This window comes from Desulfosporosinus metallidurans, from assembly GCF_001936615.1.
In the GTDB taxonomy this organism is placed as follows: domain Bacteria; phylum Bacillota; class Desulfitobacteriia; order Desulfitobacteriales; family Desulfitobacteriaceae; genus Desulfosporosinus; species Desulfosporosinus metallidurans.
Window position 1 is genome coordinate 26,034 of the sequence record NZ_MLBF01000014.1, and the last position, 17,815, is coordinate 43,848.

Annotated in this window: 16 protein-coding genes; all 16 read right to left on the bottom strand. The window is 48.1% G+C overall.

The genetic code is table 11. The features are described from left to right. Window positions 1-216: 216 nt before the first annotated feature. Entirely contained in the window at window positions 217-438 is a 222-nt protein-coding gene (locus DSOL_RS10985; RefSeq protein WP_075364899.1) for a type II toxin-antitoxin system HicB family antitoxin, read from the bottom strand. 57 nt (window positions 439-495) lie between these two features. Further along, window positions 496-1,707: a glycosyltransferase family 4 protein gene (locus DSOL_RS10990; RefSeq protein WP_075364900.1), complete on the bottom strand. Its 1,212-nt coding sequence runs from the start codon at window positions 1,705-1,707 to the stop codon at window positions 496-498. Between the two features lie 16 nt (window positions 1,708-1,723). Then, complete coding sequence (locus tag DSOL_RS10995; RefSeq protein ID WP_075364901.1) at window positions 1,724-2,728, bottom strand: lipid II:glycine glycyltransferase FemX; 1,005 nt, start codon at window positions 2,726-2,728, stop codon at window positions 1,724-1,726. Next, window positions 2,719-4,152 carry an O-antigen ligase family protein gene (locus DSOL_RS11000; protein WP_075364902.1) on the bottom strand — a complete coding sequence of 478 codons (1,434 nt, stop codon included), beginning with the start codon at window positions 4,150-4,152 and terminating at the stop codon, window positions 2,719-2,721. Before DSOL_RS11000 ends, DSOL_RS10995 begins: the two co-directional genes overlap by 10 nt. A 1-nt stretch (window position 4,153) precedes the next feature. After that, window positions 4,154-5,848: a polysaccharide deacetylase family protein gene (locus DSOL_RS11005; protein ID WP_075364903.1), complete on the bottom strand. Its 1,695-nt coding sequence runs from the start codon at window positions 5,846-5,848 to the stop codon at window positions 4,154-4,156. Next, window positions 5,845-6,939, bottom strand: a complete 1,095-nt coding sequence (wecB, locus tag DSOL_RS11010) for a non-hydrolyzing UDP-N-acetylglucosamine 2-epimerase (RefSeq protein WP_075364904.1) — start codon at window positions 6,937-6,939, stop codon at window positions 5,845-5,847. Before wecB ends, DSOL_RS11005 begins: the two co-directional genes overlap by 4 nt. Window positions 6,940-7,083: 144 nt before the next feature. Then, entirely contained in the window at window positions 7,084-8,511 is a 1,428-nt protein-coding gene (locus DSOL_RS11015) for a flippase (protein ID WP_075364905.1), read from the bottom strand. 46 nt (window positions 8,512-8,557) lie between these two features. After that, complete coding sequence (locus DSOL_RS11020; RefSeq protein WP_075364906.1) at window positions 8,558-9,751, bottom strand: glycosyltransferase; 1,194 nt, start codon at window positions 9,749-9,751, stop codon at window positions 8,558-8,560. 8 nt (window positions 9,752-9,759) lie between these two features. Further along, window positions 9,760-10,884: a glycosyltransferase family 4 protein gene (locus DSOL_RS11025; protein WP_075364907.1), complete on the bottom strand. Its 1,125-nt coding sequence runs from the start codon at window positions 10,882-10,884 to the stop codon at window positions 9,760-9,762. Then, window positions 10,881-12,215, bottom strand: coding sequence for an O-antigen ligase family protein (locus tag DSOL_RS11030; protein ID WP_075364908.1), 1,335 nt, complete (start codon window positions 12,213-12,215; stop codon window positions 10,881-10,883). Before DSOL_RS11030 ends, DSOL_RS11025 begins: the two co-directional genes overlap by 4 nt. A 19-nt stretch (window positions 12,216-12,234) precedes the next feature. After that, window positions 12,235-13,326, bottom strand: a complete 1,092-nt coding sequence (locus DSOL_RS11035; protein WP_075364909.1) for a DegT/DnrJ/EryC1/StrS family aminotransferase — start codon at window positions 13,324-13,326, stop codon at window positions 12,235-12,237. A 358-nt stretch (window positions 13,327-13,684) separates the two neighbouring features. Next, window positions 13,685-14,545 carry an N-acetyltransferase gene (locus DSOL_RS11040; protein ID WP_075364910.1) on the bottom strand — a complete coding sequence of 287 codons (861 nt, stop codon included), beginning with the start codon at window positions 14,543-14,545 and terminating at the stop codon, window positions 13,685-13,687. A gap of 93 nt (window positions 14,546-14,638) precedes the next feature. After that, window positions 14,639-14,845 carry a hypothetical protein gene (locus DSOL_RS27925; RefSeq protein ID WP_170871491.1) on the bottom strand — a complete coding sequence of 69 codons (207 nt, stop codon included), beginning with the start codon at window positions 14,843-14,845 and terminating at the stop codon, window positions 14,639-14,641. A 15-nt stretch (window positions 14,846-14,860) separates the two neighbouring features. Next, complete coding sequence (locus tag DSOL_RS27240) at window positions 14,861-15,109, bottom strand: hypothetical protein (protein ID WP_139314449.1); 249 nt, start codon at window positions 15,107-15,109, stop codon at window positions 14,861-14,863. Window positions 15,110-15,175: 66 nt separating this feature from the next. Further along, window positions 15,176-16,222, bottom strand: a complete 1,047-nt coding sequence (locus tag DSOL_RS11050; RefSeq protein ID WP_075364912.1) for a Gfo/Idh/MocA family protein — start codon at window positions 16,220-16,222, stop codon at window positions 15,176-15,178. A 229-nt stretch (window positions 16,223-16,451) separates the two neighbouring features. Continuing rightward, entirely contained in the window at window positions 16,452-17,807 is a 1,356-nt protein-coding gene (locus tag DSOL_RS11055; protein ID WP_075364913.1) for a nucleotide sugar dehydrogenase, read from the bottom strand. Between the last annotated feature and the right edge of the window lie 8 nt (window positions 17,808-17,815).

Here is a 17,815-nt window from a genome sequence, read left to right on the forward strand (position 1 = left end):
CTATTAACTCGTTTATCGTTAGATCTGTCTGTTCCAAAATACTCTTTAATGTCTTTATATCCACAATCACTCCAGCATGAACCGGCACACAAACTAGGCTTTCACCGGATCGTCGAAGTTAATGGTGGCTTCCTCGTATATGTGAGAGCCTAAAGTCCGCCCTCTTAAGCGCAGCTACAACATCTTTCCCCTCAACTCCAGGTATTCTGACCATAATCAGTAACTCACCTGCACTTCGTCCATTTCTGCATCAGCTGAGGGGATAGGTAATCCCTCGATCACCAATGCTTCGAGAAAACCCTCAATTGCCTCCTGAACATGTTCGAGTGCTTCTCTTCGATCGTCGCCCTGCGTGACGCAACCAGGAAGAGAGGGGACTGTAACCGTAAAGCCTCCACTTTCATTCTTCTCAAGAATCACCTTAAATCTTCTTTGCATTCAGGAAAACCCCCTTAATGAATTTGACCTGAACTTATCCGACCTCTGACCTCTGGTTTACACCCCAAGCTCCCCAAGCCAACGCTGAATAATTTCTGACCAAGTATAGTTGCCTTGGACAAACTCTCGCCCTCTTCTACCCATCTCACGGCGATCAGGGTTCTCTTTCAAGGCGATAATGGCTCGCGCTAAATCTTCACTGTTCTCCGGCTCAACAACGACACCGCCCCCCGATGAGAGGACTAGTTCGGCTGCCTCACCTTCGCCAGAATAGATTACGGGGACCGCTGACCCGAGAGCAGGGAACATCTTCGAGGGCCGTGCCCCTTCAAAGAGCTTGTTTTTCTTCAAAGGAACAATACTTGCCGAGGACAAGGAGAAATATCTCGGCATTTCCTGAACCGGTTGAAAATCGACGAAGCAGACATTGGTTAATCCCTTTTCCTTCACAAGTGCTTCGAGCATCGGTTTTTCCGTACCGTCACCGACAAACAAAAATTGGAGGTTTTTTTCTTCTTTAAGTAGTTCCGCTGTCTGAATCACGGATTCAAGGCCCTGGGCATAGCCCATCGTACCGGCGTAGATCAGGACAAAGTCCTCTTCTTTAAAACCCAACTTTTGGGTCATCTCTTGATCTCGTTCCCGCGGTGCAAAAAGTTCGAGGTTCACCCCGTTAGGCAAAAAGGTCACTTTTTCCTTAGGCACGCCACGCTCAATTAAGGACGAGCGAATTCCTTCCGTTTGACAGGATATTTTCCATGCTTTGCGGTAAAGCAACTTCTCCAATCCCTCTGCTGCCTTAATCATCCATTGGCTGTTCACGAGTCCCAAAGCAACGGCTGATTCTGGCCAGAGATCCGAAATATTCATGATAATCCGTGTGTGATTGAACCACCCATAGACTAAGGCCGTGATTCCGAGAAAAAGCGGTGGGGATTCGAAAAACAAAATATCTTGCTTCCCTGCTTTGCTCAAGCCCCAGAAGGAGGAAAAGACAAAGGAAAAATAATTAAGCAAACGCTTCCAGAAACGGCCTCTCTGCACGGGATAAATCCAGGTCCGCCAGACGGGTATCCCATCCACTTCATCCTTCATTCGCCAATGCCCACGATAGTTTGGCGGAATTACACCACTCGGGTGGTTGGGGAACGCAGTGACAACCGTAACCTCGTGCCCGTTACGTTGCAGCCCCTTGGCAACTTCCTTGAGCCGAACCTGAGCAGCCCCGGACTCCGGTGGAAAGTATTGTGTTAGCATTAATATGCGCAAATTAGACCGCGCTCCTTTAAGATCGTTTAAGAAATTTCTTAATGGTTTCCCCGTGTTTAGCATAAACTGTACGGCCAACACGCGCCGCGATCGTCCGGTTGCGGTAAGCATAGAGGTAATTCCGCTCGATGCTCCCAAAACTCTTCTTGAATTTCGCGATGCTCGGAATGTTAGCCCCTACCATATCGTAGAGTTGAATTCCCATGGCTTGGGCCCGTTTTAAGTATTCCCATTGCACGAGATTATTAGGTACGACTTTATTGTACTCCCGATCGGAAACTCCGTCTAGGTAATAGCCGACATTCCGATCCCTCGGGAAAATCCCACCCGCAATTATTTTCCCTTCAAAACGAGCGAGCAAGACCACTAAATCCCCACTCGAATATAGGTTCTGCCAAAGGGCCGTGAAGTATTCTTTGCTGAAGGGGGGCTCCATTTCCTGACGACGATAAACCCCACACGAAAGTTCATAATACGGCTCAAGCCATTCTTCCAAGGTCTGAGGTTCAATCACTTCGACTCCTGATTTTTCTGCTTTACGTACGGCATTGCGACAACGGACTTCAAGCCCAGACCAGAGGGAAGTCTCATCCGTGGGGATCGGTAATTCCAAGGTGATTAGCTCCTCAACAGTATAACCATTTTGTTCGAAAGTGTCTTTTTCGGCCAAAGTAGGAAGACTCATTTCGAGATAATCAATGTGTTGTTCTGCGGCATACCCCTCGAGAGCAGCAAGGACTTCAGTCAAGGAGACGGCACCTAATGGTCCGCAGTGAGGGGTTGCCGCACCGGAAAGTGGACTCCCTGCCAATTTCAAAAGGCTCATTTTCCGCTCGATCAAAGGCAACAGGCCCTTAAGAACCCCCTCGTCGTCAAACAGACCCAAGCGGTTAACCCGCAAACCGAATCCTGTTTCAATAATATCTTGCCATTCCCAACGATGAAAGAGAGACCCTTGAGTCGTCCCCTTTAAATAGTCTTGCCATGCAGCGCGCTCGATGGATCGTAATTTTAAACCCACGTCGTTTTCTCACTCCCTACCTCACCCAACAAGCAAAGCATCATTCCCATGCTAATCCAGATTATCGGATCTTCAAAAAAACGCGCTTCGGCTTGTGAGCTGATAAAAACTGTCGTAATCCATAAAAAGTAACCCACCCCGGGAATATACCGCTCGAGGCTGTTTCTGTTAAAGAAAACTTGGCTGGCGCCAAGCCTTGGCGAAGGCGGCTGCCTAGTTGCACTTATGCTTGGAAAGTATATAACGGAGTTTATACTTTCTGACTGTACAAGCATACCGTTGCGCAAATGTCTAAGCACTCGAACTAAGGCCAACCAAACCCAAGCTAGTGCCGCCAATCCCATTAGGCCAAGTTCTGCTGCAATTGTTAGAATCGTTGTATGCGAAAGGGTTACCCCTTCAACATCCGGAATCACGGTTTTCATGCTTATGTAATGGGTTAAAAACATCTGCTGAAATCCGCCCAATCCGACCCCAAAAATAGGATGATCTCTAAACATCGCCCAAGCCACTTTCCATAAATATTGCCGCTGGGCATCTAAAGCGCCAAACCCTTCTCGAAACGTGAGCAAACGCTGCCAAATGGTCGGACGCGAGGCCACAATTACAGCCCCGATCAGTCCCAAAACTCCAATCGGCTGGATTATCTGTTTGCGTGGAATAAGAATAACCATCAGCATGAGGACGACAACCAAGGTTACGACCCCACTGCGTGAGAGCGTAATGGCCAGCGCCCCAAGCAATCCTAAGAGCGACCCAAAATACACAAGCCGTTTCCATGGTAAGGTGTTAAAAAATTGAAGAACCAAATTTGCCACAATCGCTAAAACAAGGTAGCGAGCAAAAATATTGGGATCCACAAAGGTTGCATTGACTCGGGCGATCATGCCCTCAGCCAAGTATCCTCGCCAGATAAACTGGCGTGTCATTCCTTCATAGAGCGCAAGTGGGACCAAAGCAACTCCGACCCAATGGACAACATGGAAAGGGAGGAAGGTATGTTTACGCTCTGCCAGTAGGCAGATCCCGAGATAGAGCAAAAATAACGTGAGCAAGCGAGCAACTTCCACTGCAGTCTTACCTCGCCCTATAGAATAGAGGAGACTTACAGCTCCTACTGCAATATAAATCATGAGGGCTCGAGTTAAAAAGTGACTTAAAATTCCTTTCAGGACCTGACGTTTCTCAGGTTCAAGCCAGAGACGCCAAAGTGCGGCTCCGATAACCCCGACAGTGAAGAGACGTGCAAGACTACCAAGCTGTGAGCCAAGTGGTCCCAAAGCCGGAAACCAGTTAATAGAGATATCAAAGGCGACCGCCCCTGCCAGCAGCGAAGGTAAGATAGCTGGTCTTTTCCAGCCATAATAGATCACCGTTCCAACGCAGAGAAGGAAAAAAACCCACTTTGCGAGTATAAGCCCCATCTCAACCCTCTCCTTCCACTTCTAGTGTAACCAGGGCTTGGACTGGAAAATCAAGATAACCCTCTCCAACCTCGTAGGGCACGGAAACCGCCAAAACCCTTCTAGGATCGATATACAAGCGAACCCGCACGGGCGGGATCTGCAAGGACGTTGGCGGAATTAAATCTTGGTCTGAAATGACACACCTAACTTGCCAGTGTGTCCCTTCAATAGACAAGTCAACCTCGCACTTGCGCCTTAAGTTGAACCAACGTAAGACATCCCGTGGCACTGCAATCCAAGCGCCGTCCGTCTTTCCTTGGTCTATCAGACGTTCATACACTTCTCCCCAAAAACGAGGAGCGGTGAAACTCTGATTATGCCACAATAAACTCACGGCGCCACCAAAGCGCTTGGCCCAAGCCAAGATAGGTTTTGCTTTATTGAAAGCATCTTCCCGATTTAAGTCCAGGTATTCCTCCCCCATGAGGGCCCCATCTTGAATATGTAGTGGTAGCTCCCAAAGGGTTTGACAATTTAAGGGATGATAGGGTTGAAGCGTTCCTGCCCGAAAACCGACGACTTCATTATATCCGAATGTCGCATCATATAGAAATCCACCTTCTTCTAAGGCCTTAAAGGAGTCTGGCGACTGAAAGTAAAGCCAGTGCATGCGTACCCCGATTTCATTTTGCCCGGTCAGCTGAGAAATCCGGTCGTGTTCGGCTTGCGCTGCTTGAACATCATGCCAAGCATCAATTCCATGTACCCCAGCTTCCCAACCGCCGTCTTCCAAGGTATCAAGCAAGGCCTGATGCTTTGTCACGTCATAAAAGGAGGCACGGTTGGCGGGGGCGCTTTCTCTTGCCTGATCATAAGCGTCATTTTTCGGATTACCACTATCGTTATCATTATCTTTAAACAGCTTTAAGGTTTCGGGAAGAATGCCCGCTTTCCCCGGCATAGGCATAAAATAAAGACTTGAGCGAACTCCAAGGCGTTTTTCCAGTGCAAGCAGCATAGGCAGAGCCCGCTGCCAGACATCTTGCCCCATACCAGCTTTCGCGGTCCACGTCCTCACCATTTCCCAAAGAGTGCGGGAGAATTCTAAGGTCTGAACCTTTCTGGCCCGCCAACGTTTCCAATTCAAAACAGAGCTGCGATAGAAGTACCCTAAAAACGTGCGCGCAATCGGCATTTCCTTGAGGCTTAAGATATCGATATCATGGGTTAATGTCATGGCATAAGAATAACCCCAAGGGATAGGCGGAAGTTCTATGTAATTTCTGACTTCCCGGCGCAGTACCTTGCGTAGTTCTTCAAGCATGAGATCGAGGCTAGGCTCACTGACGTTCTTTTCCGTATAGTCTCGACCCTCCATCAAAAGCCGAGTCCCCTCTTGCCCCAGATGAAAAGGCAGCGTCTTCAGTCGTAGGTCTGGGTTTTCCCCGCTAACCGGTCCACAGACCAAGATCAGAGGTTTATCCTCATGTGGCCGTCCTGAGTCAGAGTCTGAGTAGCTCAGCGTAAGCTCAGTTAAGCGCGCGAGTGAAATTCCATCGACCAAAATTACATCGAAGTCTGAAGACATTTCATCGTCAGAATTCCCACTCCAAGCAATTCCCAAAAGGCCCGCAATCTCCCGGTAAACTCCCTCTAACTCTGCGGAGACGAAAAAGCCAATCCGACGTTTCTCACCGTGTTGTGCTTCGCTCACGTACCTAGCCTTCTTTTCTGTTCGATGGCAGTTACGATCTCTTCACTAGCCCGACCATTTCCATAGAGATTTTCCTGATAAGGTGGCAAGGAGTTTTGGCGATAGCGGGCGACGGCGGCAACGATTGCTTCTGTTTTCGCGCCTGTCAAGGTATTCCAACCCGTATGTACGGTCTCGACCCACTCGGTTTCATCTCTCAGGGTCACACAGGGCACCCGCCAAAGGTACGCTTCTTTCTGCACGCCGCCGGAGTCTGTCAAGATAAGTTCAGCACCTTTTTCCAAAAGAATCATTTCCAAATAGCCCACAGGCTCAATCACTTCAACATTTCCCGGAATCGTGATTTTCCGATCTAGGAGGAATTTTTTAGTTCGGGGATGAAGGGGAAGAACGATCTGCCCATCAATTTGAGCGAAGGAGTTAATAATTCCTTCCAAACGGCTGGGGTTATCCGTATTTTCCGCTCGGTGAACGGTGGCCAAGAGATACGACTTCTTCTTATACCGAAGGTTCTCCGAGATGGTTCGTTCTTCCGCCGGTTGACGCTCCTCTACCCGCCGGGCATGGTAGTAAAGGGCATCAGCCATGACATCCCCCGTACGGACCACTCCTTCAGTCAGGCCCTCCTGACTAAGGTTTTTCACAGCCTGATCCGTCGGACAAAACAATAAGGTAGAGAGATGATCCGTTAAGACGCGATTTACTTCTTCTGGCATCTGACGGTTATAACTCCGCAACCCCGCTTCGACATGAGCGATCGGAATGTGGAGCTTGGCTGCGGCCAACGCCCCTGCCAAAGTAGAGTTCGTATCCCCATAGACGAGAACCCAGTCGGGTTTTTCCTTGAGGAGCACCTCTTCAACACCCGTTAGCATCTCTCCAGTTTGTGCTCCATGTTGCTTTGAGCCCACTCCCAAAAAATAGTCTGGTTTGGGGATCCCTAATTCTTCGAAAAATACATCCGACATCTGGTAATCATAATGCTGACCCGTATGCACAATTTTCTCCTCATGGTTTTTTCTGAGAGCTTCTGAAAGAGGAGCGGCTTTAATAAATTGGGGCCTAGCGCCCAGTACAGTCACTATTTTCATTTGAAAAACTCCTTGCCTTCCTAATATCCAGCGAACATCTTCCTATTTGTTCTCAATTTATTTTTTAACCTGTTCTCAATTTGTCTTAATTTGTTCTTATACGTTTTACTCGATCACTGTAAGCTTCAACGCTTAATTATTATCCTAACTCCTTGTTTTAAAGCGAAGAGTTCCTTGGCGCAAAACATACCCACCAATGCGTTTAAAATCGTCATCTAGGGCAATCAAGATAACGAGGTAAAGGATCCCCGCAATACCCGCAGAGACCAGCGGATGAAAATGGCGCAAGAAATAAGCTGCAAGGGCCATGACTATGGCAGCGAAAACGATGACAGGAAGTTGCCGCCAAGTTTGGACTTTATAAACTTGCCGCCGCACGATCCAGTAGTACATGACAAACACGAATAGTTCAGTGATAAGGGTCGCCACACTCGCCCCATAAATTCCATAACGAGGTATGGCATATAAATTGATGGCTATATTTAATAAAGCGGCACTTCCCTGAATCCAGGCCCGGGTCCATTGCCGATTTGTCGTTGTCAATACATCTCCTAGGGAGAAACTCAAGCATTCCAAGGCAAAAAACCAGCTTAAAATCATCATGATCGGGATTGATTGTGGAAAACGATTGTTGTAAAGCCACGTCAGCAGAGGATCGGCTAACACAAATAATAGGACACTGCCAGGAATCCCGACAGCACTCAGGACTTTGAAGATTTTTTCTATGGTACCACGATGTTTCTCCTGACTCTCCACTCCGAGCTGGAATAAGATTGGATAAAGCACACTTGTCAAAATTCCAGGAATAAATAAGAGAATGGAAATTAAGCGATAAGCTGCCGAATAGATTCCTACTTCTAAGGGAGGGCGCATCAGGGAAAGCATGAACATGTCAATCTGGAAATAGACATACAAAAAGATGACTGCAATCCCGTAGGGCAGTCCCCGTTTGATCATCTTGATTAGATGGCGTAGATTATATTCCAGGCGGAGGTCACGCCGTATGTGGACATAGAGCATGAACGAAATCAGAACTGCCGTCACGCATTGGGAAACGGAGATCATCACCACATTGCCTTTCATAAGCACAACCAGGATTGTCAGTGCCCCAATGAGAAAGGTGGACAGGAACTGATATACAGCGGCGTAATACATTTGTTGTTTGGCCTGAAAATAATTATAAACCGTGCTGTCTAGAGCATTTAACCCACTGGCCAGTCCAAAAACGATGATCATGCTCCGAATCGACTGACTATAACTTGAGGGCATTAAAACCAGCATAAGTGCGTAGATGGCCAGAGAGGAGAACACCTTAAATAAAAGGGTATTCCCTAAATAAAGCGGTAAAACTCCTTCATCTCGAGACCCCTCTTGGACCATGTAATTACTCAAACCAAAATCCGCAAAGAGGATAAACGTACTGACAAAAGCGAGGGCTACGTTGTATTCTCCATACGTTTCCGGTCCTAAGTACCGAGCGACCGAGATTCCCACAACAGCGGCAATCGCTTTGGAAAGCACACTGGCTACGCTTAAGGCGGCAGCATTCTTAAGGACTAAACGAAGCTCCACTGGGGTTCTCCTTTCTAACTCTGCCCTGAATAGTGTTTTTCAGTCATTAATCTGTGTAACCTGACATGATTACCTCCTGATAGACTTCTAGCGTCTTCTGGGCGTTGTACTGCCAGGTAAATTTATGGGTGACGAGTTCTTTCCCTCGGACCCCCATTTCCTTCGCGCGATCAGGATGTCTGAAGAGCTCCTGAATCCCCTTAGCGATGGCGTCGACATCCTTAAGCGGAACAGCGATACCAACGTCTTCCTGATCAAGAATCTCGGCGATTCCTTCACCGCTCGTGCCTATAATGGGCTTACCGTGAGCCATTGCCTCTAAATACACGACTCCAAAGGCTTCCTTCCAACTCGGCAAGACAAATACCTCACACTTAGCCATTTCACGCATGGCATCGTGATGGGGTAAGCTTCCCAAGAACACGACATACTCTCTTAAGCCTAACTCTATAGTAAGCGCCTCCAACGCTTGCCGTTCCGTCCCGTCCCCCACGATTCGGTATTCTAGGTCGGGAAATTCGCGGATAAGTTCGGGGAGCGCCTTTATAACCACAGCATGCCCTTTATCTGGGCGTAAGAACCCAACCGTCAGGAGACGCCGACGGGATGTCTTATGTTCAAGCTCTTGAACCACGTCGTTCAAATCCACGCCGTTATAAATAACCTTATACTTGGCCAGCTGATCCGCCCAAGTTTCCAGGCCGTACTGTTTTTTAAGCTTCTCGCTTACCAAGATAACTCCCGAGGCACCTTTAAGGGTTGCCCGGACGCTCTCGGCACAGGTGCGACTGCGGTTCAGCGTGTACGCAAAATCCTGACCATGAATTGTAACCACCACTGGAATGTTGTACTTCAGGCCAAATTTCAAAGCCGCTGCTCCATCTGGATGAGCGACGTGGGCGTGGATAAGATCAACCCCTCGGGCGATTTGTTCTGTGAAAACCTTTTCTATCCCGTGAGCATAGGTTTGAGGGTAGTATTCAAAAAAGAGGGAGCGGGGAAATTCGAGAACCCGTGGATGAAAGACTGGAAACCCATCCGGGTGTTCTTCTAGAGGAACCGAGGGGTAGCCACCCCATTTTCCTCGTCCAGCCATGAAGCCTGGGACCCAAGGAACTGGAGCGACGACGGTCACTTCTACGCCAAGTTTTGCTAAAGCGACAGCCTGTTGGCGGACGAAGATCCCACCTAAGGGAGAAACTTCATTTGGATACATATGAGAAAGTATTAAAACACGCATCGTTTGGCCTACCTCGCTGCCAAGATTCGTTCATATAGTCTTAAGAGTTTGCCTTGTTCTTTTTCCCAAGTATACTCCCGTTGGAAAGCGTCCCACCCATTTTGGCCATAGTTTAAGGCTCGTTCCGGGTTCTCTAATAAAGCACAAATATCACGAGACAGGCTCTCCGGATCACCCGGCTCAGTGAGTAGGCCGCACTGATTCTTGGCAATGATCTCTTCGATATAGCCAAAACGGGAGCCAACCACGGGAAGACCTGCTGCCATGTATTCTAAAAGTTTTACCGGGATCGCCTTTTGATAGTTCAACGTTGGGAGTAAGGGAACCAAGGCGATCGAACTCTTTGCTAAGATTTCAGGCACCAGCTCATAAGGGACCTTCCCTCTTAATCGAACATTTCCCTGTTCTAACCAGGGGGTGAGATCCGAAAATTCCGGACCCAAATCCGTAGTCTCAGCTGGGCCTACGAGCTCACACACTGCTTCAGGGTATTTTTCTCTCACTGTGGACATAGCACGCAAGATAACTTCCAAACCCCGTTCTCGGTTAATCCCTCCTAGGTATAAAATAACCGGAGGTTTTACGTTCTCGGGACGTGGAAAATCAAACTGTTTCTTGAGAGGGTAGTTATGTAAGATTTCCCCTTCCGAGTTTTCCCTGCGAAAAAGCTCCGCCATGTGACTGTTCACGGTAATAATGCCAGCAAAGGAGCGTGCTGCCCATTTTTCGACTCGATCCACATTCTTCGCCACAAATTTCCGAAATGGTCTTGGCAGCCAATAGCGCGTAAGAAGGCTATCTCCATAATATTCATGGACATCGTAAACCACGGGTTTATGATGTTTACGACTCAACCAGAGTGCCACAGGAATCAAGTCCGGATCATGAAAGTGATAGATGTCCGCCTTTTCCTGAAGTGCTGCTCGGTAGATATCCTTGATTCGCCAAATCCGATCCATCCTGGAAGAAAGCGGTGTGACCGCCTCGATCCGAATCCCTTCTTTTAGTTCAGATCGTTCATAAGGGGCCACGATGACTACGTCATAACCCGCTTCCGCCAAGCTTTTACCTTCCTTATGAAAAATGCGCTCATCAAAGGGCGAATGTGCTGTCGTTAAGATACAAGCTTTCAATCGCTTTCCCCTTCTGTTCTGTAAATTAAACCCATGAAAAGGGCAACCAGGGTCATTAACTGAAGATTGTAGAAAGCCCCTGCGGTAATATTATACACAAGTATCACAAGCGTAGCTGCCACAAAAGCGATGGAAAGTAAGGTTTTAGCTTCCCGTATCCCATATTCGAAGGCATAGGGATTCAATAATCTTCCCCTCCGAAGGGCTGCAAGAGCCGGCCGGAGAAAAAGCCAAAGATAAAAGGCTAACCCGATAACACCATAACGACGAGTCACCAAGGCATACTCATCATCTACGAGAGTGGTCATAGTGTCCTTGGCCGTACCCCAACCTAAGATCGGCGACTGTTTTATGAATACGAAGGCACTTCCCGCCCGCAAAATATGTCCTTGCGCCGATGTGCTTGTCTTAATATCGGTCCCTTCATTCATCCGAGCCGTAAAATCTCGCGGCGAGGTGAAAAATATCGCCAAGGTTAACATAGCCAGCAACCCAACTTTAAGTAGAATGCCCTTGTTCCAATGGAATTTAAACAGGCCCCAGAGACTTAGAAAGGTGAGTGCTACTGCTGTCGCTAAAAGAGCAGTACGCGAAATGGTCATAAACGTCAGTTTTATCGTTAGCCCTGTCGCTACAAAAAAGATCGCAGCTTTTGTTCGATCGTTTCTCTGAAAATAAAACCAGGTTACGAACAAAGTCATAATCAGGACGGACACGATACCCATGACATTTGGATTATCAAAGGTCCCTAAGACGCGAGGCGGGTTAGCATTCACTAGGTTATCCAAGTGAGACAGGGCAAAGAAAGGTGTTAGCCAGGCATTGACATTGGCTAGATTCAAAAATTGACTCCACGAAAGTAACATAATTATGCCCAGCCCCACGAGAAATGCGTTCCTTAACCCCTCGAATTCCCCTTCATGCAAGTCCAAAGATAGGGCTAGGGTGATTGCCAAGTAATATTTAGCAAGTGTCACTCCCTCCATGGCATCCCGGACACCGAAGGGCATTTTTAAGAAAACCAAGGCAAACACATTCGAAACAATGATCGATGCTAAGAAAAACAAGAAAACTTTATTTACTGCCCGCAAGCCCCTGCTCTGTCCCTCCTCAAAAGAGAATCCGAAGTCGTCCACCGGACGCGTCCGGTGTATCAACCCGAGGAGAAGGTTGAGAGCAAATGCTCCAAAAATAAGCGCATCATCCAACCGAACACGTGGCAAACTCGATCGGATTTCAAACGAAGGCAGAAGCATTGCGGACAGCATGACAGCGATTATGAGCATCAATTTATTTGAGTTAGTGCGAGTAATCCCTGTGTTCCAGAACATCTTTTTCCTCCTCGTTTTCCTAACCTTTAACTAAGGTCGCAATCTCTCGTTGTTGTTCGAGGCTTAATTCAGGGTAACACGGTATCGCAAGGGCTTGTTCACAAGCTTTTTCTGCAACAGGGAAATCTCCAACTTTGTAGCCGAGGGTACGAAAGGCTTTTTGTAAGTGGAGTGGAACAGGATAATAGATAGCATTAGCTACTCCACCAGCAGTTAAACGCTCCATCAGGACGTTTCGTTCCTCTGATCGGAGGACATATAAATGATAAATAGGTGTCGCCAAGGGATCGCGACCCGGTAGTTGAAGCGCTGCATCGGCCAGAAGTTCGTCATAAACCTTGGCCTTTTCTCGACGGCCTTCATTCCAATTGTCGAGATGTCGTAACTTGACTCTTAAAATCGCTGCTTGAACTTCATCGAGGCGACTGTTATAGCCAATTTCATCATGATAATATTTCGTTTTGCACCCATGAAAACGAAGCATGCGCAGCTGCGAAGCTAGGTCTGCATCATTGGTGACAATCATCCCAGCGTCCCCATAGGCCCCTAAATTTTTGGTTGGAAAAAAGCTAAACGTTGAGGCATGGGCAATAGAGCCCGCCCTTTTTCCCCGATACTCGGACCCAATCGCTTGAGCAGCGTCTTCAATGACTTTCAAGTCATGGCGCGCAGCGATTTCCATCACTCGCTCAACATCAACCATCTGACCAAAAATATGTACCGGAATAATCGCTTTAGTTCTGGACGTTATTTTCTCCTCAAGCTGAGTCAAATCCATGTTCAAGGTCACGAGGTCAATATCCACGAATACCGGCGTTGCCCCCACCTGAGCAATCGTTTCCGCCGATGCGAAAAACGTAAATGGAGTGGTGATCACTTCATCCCCCGGTCCAATACCAAAGGCCTTAAGTGTGAGTACCAAAGCATCCGTACCGTTACCCACCGCGACAGCATCCTTCGTCCCACAGTAAGCCGCAATTTCCTTTTCTAACGCCTTCATTTCTGGGCCAAGGATAAACACGGAAGAATCCAACACATTCATGATGGCTTGATCAATTTCCTCTTTGATGCTCAAATACTGAGCCTTAAGATCTAACAACGGAATACGCATATTTCATCTTCTCCTTTCTTTGGAAGCAAGGGGACGGTTCTCTTGCTTCCCTCCCTGACTTCCCTCGCTTCCGCGTGCAAGTCGGAAACGGTTCTTGAACTTGCACCTTCACTTGCACACAGCACCTTTGCGTATATGACGCAAACAGCCACGCAGAACCGTTCCACACCCCGTAGACCCCAAGTCAGAGGAAGTTTCTTAGCTTAGAGAGCACGGATAGCGGAATTGCGTCAATGAGCGCAGACGATGAGGCGTGAAGAAACGCATTGGGACTTGTCCATGACTCAAACAGGACGTTTGAGGTAAGAGCATCGCCATGGATGGGCAAGATGCCGGGATGGACTAAGAAACTTCCCCCCTAGGGCAGAAGCTCCTCTTCCTGAACCTCCCGAACCTCTTTAGCCGGGAACCCTTTAACCACACGTTTTTCCGTAGTATCTTTAGTAACCAAGGCCCCTGCCGCCACAAAGGTTTCTGGGGCAACTTTTATGCCCGGCAACAGGATAGCCCCACCGCCAACCCGAGCCCCACGTTGAATAGTCGCACCCTTGATTGATTTGAAGCGTTTTTCAGTGCGCCCCATATAATTATCATTCGTCGTGGTGACCATAGGCGCAATAAACACCCGTTCTTCGATCTCCATATAAGCTGTGATATAAGACCCCGTCTGGATCTTGGTAAACGCACCGATCTTAGTATCATTTTCGACCGCCACTCCGCTACCTATAACCACATTCTGGCCGATCGAGCATCTCTCGCGCACCACTGCTCCGTCTCCCACAAAGGAGTTGTCGGCATAGCTCGTCCCGGCATAGAGGACAACAGAGCACCCAACAGTGCATCCATTCCCCATCCTAAGAGGTGGCAAATCCGCATGTGCTTTAACCGTACTCGTAGCTGCGGCCTTGGGTAAACGTCCAAGCGACGAGTTGCTGCCAAAAAAGCCGTCCTCACCAAGCTCAGCTTGCGGGTAAATCGTGGTGTGATCTCCAATGCAGGTGCGAGCCCCTATGATTCCCCCTGTCCCGACCGTGACATAGTTCCCGAGCTCGCTTCCAGTCCCAACCCGAGCACCGTCACCAAGAACACACCCCACTCCTAAGACCACATTTTCTCCCAGCACGACATTTTCTCCCAGCACACAAAACGGCCCGATCGTTACGCTTGATGGCACGGTGGCACTTGAGGGGATTTGGCGTGGTATATTATTTTCAGTCATTACTTTTACCTCATTTCAGAAGAGTTAAAGAGTTATGGACCGTCCAGTGGATTTTGATTTACATCGTTCGCTCCATAAGCTGCGTAGACCAAACTAACGCTCAAAGCCGCCCGCTCCGACGAGTTCCCGGCAATTCGCCGTCCTTGGCTCAGTTGCCGGTTGGAAACGTCCTGTTTCCAACTCGTCTCCGCTGCCTTCTCGCGAAGTTTGGTGAGCTACTCGCTTGAGTCGTTCACTTTTGTAAATCAAACTCCCTGCAGGCTCACAAGAAACGTTGTAGCCAAGCGGTTGGTAACGCAACTCTCGCATCACTCATCACGTAATCTCTAAATTCACGAGATAATTTGCTTGAATGCTTTCTCGTGACCCGTAATCTAAGCCCGGAGAGTTACGATTACGGCAAGCGATGCCTCTACGTGAGCAGATAACCAAACTTAGGCAAACCTGCTCTCTTTCATCGGCGGGGCGGGATCCAAGGTCGCCTGCCACCATCCTTGGTTCCGGCGACACTCGGCCATCCATGGCCAGCGGATGTCGAATTTGGCGGAACCCCGCTTCTTGCATCCAGCAGGTTAGCCTTTAGTTTGGTCTGCGAGCGTAACGGTGGAGCGGCTGTAACGGAACTCTCCGTTACTCAACCGTCATCGGAAACACGACCGGCTCCTTCGTTTCCTGGCACTTGTAAATGGCCAGAATAATCTCCAGCGCCTTACGTCCCTCTTCTCCCGGAATGGCCGGTTCCCTGTCTTCTCGAATCGCCTGAATTAGATCCAAAATGAGTTCTCTGTGTCCAAAGCCGTAAACGTTCGGGGGATCCCCTTCCTGACTGGCGAAGATCTCTTCTTTCTCTTCCACACTATCAGGCAACTCCCAGACTTCGATGCGGTTGACAGCAATCCCTCCGACGATGACTGATCCTGTTTCTCCGAAGACATTCAGAGTCTCTTCGATGTTTTTAGGATAAATGGTTGAGGCTGCTTCAATAAGTCCGATGGCACCACTTTTAAACTTGATAACCGCCGCACCCATATCTTCCATTTCAATTTTGCGCATAAAGGTCGCTGTATATCCAAAGACAGATTCCACAGGTCCAAACGTCCACTGTAAGAGGTCAATATTATGAATGGATTGATTCATGAGGACCCCGCCGTCTTGGAGCTTTGTCCCACGCCAGGGTGCTTGGGTATAATAATTATCATTCCGATTCCAGCGAACCGTGGCTTGTCCATGCGTCAATTTGCCAAAACGGCCATCCTCTAAGGCTTTGCGCAGGAGTTTAATGGAGGCGTTAAAACGGTTTTGGTGAATAACGCCTAATTTGACGCCTGCTTTGCGGCAAGCCGCAATTAGAGCATCCGCGGTTTTCAAGGTCATGGCCATTGGTTTTTCTACGAGGACATGCTTGCCGGCTTCGGCTGCGGCAATCCCAATTTCGGCATGTATTCCGCTTGAAGTCGCTATGGTGACGACATCGATATCGGCCCTCTTGAGCATTTCCAGATAATCGGTATAGGGTTCTGCTCCGTATTTATCCGCAAAATTTTGAGCCAATTCCGGCACAATGTCACAGACCGCTACCAGTTCAGCCTCTGGAAGTGCTACTATGGATTCCGCATGTTTCGGGGCAATCCGCCCACATCCAATGATCCCAAAACGAATCTTTTTTTCTCCACTCATCTCAGTACAACAACTCTTTTCTTTATATTTTTAAATGATCTATGTTTGACTCATGGCATGTAGATTTCTTTATTTTTATAGATTTAAGGGGAATCTAATTGATTCCCCTTAAACCCAATCCCGGAGGAAGCACAAGAACCGTCCCTTTGCTTCCAAGGGGAATCTATTGATTCCCCTTAAACCCAATCCTGAGGAAGCACAAGAACCGTCCCCTTGCTTCCGCGAACACCTAAATTTTTATGATCTTCTCGCGATTCTCTTGGACGTCTTTCGTGGCATTGCGAGTATCCACCACCAGTTTGGCCTTCCCAACCACTCGTTCATAATCTACTGCGGTATGATCTGTTAAGATCAACACGCCGTCGGAACTCGTCAACACCTCATCCGTCAACGGAATACTCTCTAGGTGGAGAGTACTTCCGCCGTGGGGCTCGATGACTGGAATGTAGGGGTCATGATACACAATATTAGCTCCTTGTTTGCGCAAGAGTTCCATGATTTTCAACGCTGGTGATTCACGCATGTCGTCAATATCCTTTTTGTAGGCTACCCCGAGGACCAAAATCTCAGCGTCTTTCAAACTCTTATTCACACTATTTAAGGCTCTGACCACTTTGTTGACTACGTAATAAGAAACTTCCACATTAACTTCCCCAGCAAGTTCGATGAAGCGGGTATGGAAATCGTATTCACGCGCTTTCCAAGTAAGGTAGAACGGATCAATAGGAATACAGTGACCACCGACGCCTGGTCCTGGGTAGAAGGTTTGAATGCCAAACGGTTTTGTTCCGGCAGCTTCAACCACTTCCCAGATATCAATGCCCATGCGATCACAGAGCATCATCAATTCGTTGACCATCGCAATATTTACGGCTCGATAGGTATTTTCAAAGACTTTAGTCAACTCTGCCGCGGCAGGTGAAGACACGGGAACAACATTGGCAATCGTTTGAACATAAAGGGTATAGGCAATCTCTAAGCAAATTGGGGTCATCCCTCCAACTACTTTTGAGGTGTTTTTGGTGCTAAACCGTTTGTTGCCTGGGTCCACACGTTCCGGAGAGAAGGCGAGAAAGAAGTCTTTCCCCACCTTAAGTCCCGTTTTCTCCAAGAGAGGAAGAATGACTTCTTCCGTGGTTCCGGGATACGTTGTACTTTCTAAGGTGATGATCTGTCCGGGGCGAAGGCGTTTCACGATCTCTTCTGTTGAGGCCTGGATGTACGAGATATCTGGGTCACGAGTAATCGTCAAGGGCGTGGGAACACAAATGATCACGACGTCACATTCCGCTAAGCGGGAAAAGTCCGTAGTCGCCACGAGCAGGCCCTTTTGCACCAGATCTTTTAGATCCTCATCTTTGACATCTCCGATATAATTGTCTGCTGCATTCACACGGTCAACGCGGGCTGAATTAATATCGAAACCAATAACCGGAAACCCCACTTTTCCCTTTTCAACGGCTAGAGGGAGTCCTACATATCCTAAACCAATAACCCCAACTTGTGCTTCGTGCTTTTCTATTTTTCCTTTGAGAGTCTGAGCAACGACATCTTTACTTGTAATAACATTCTTTACCGTCATCATCCTACGTT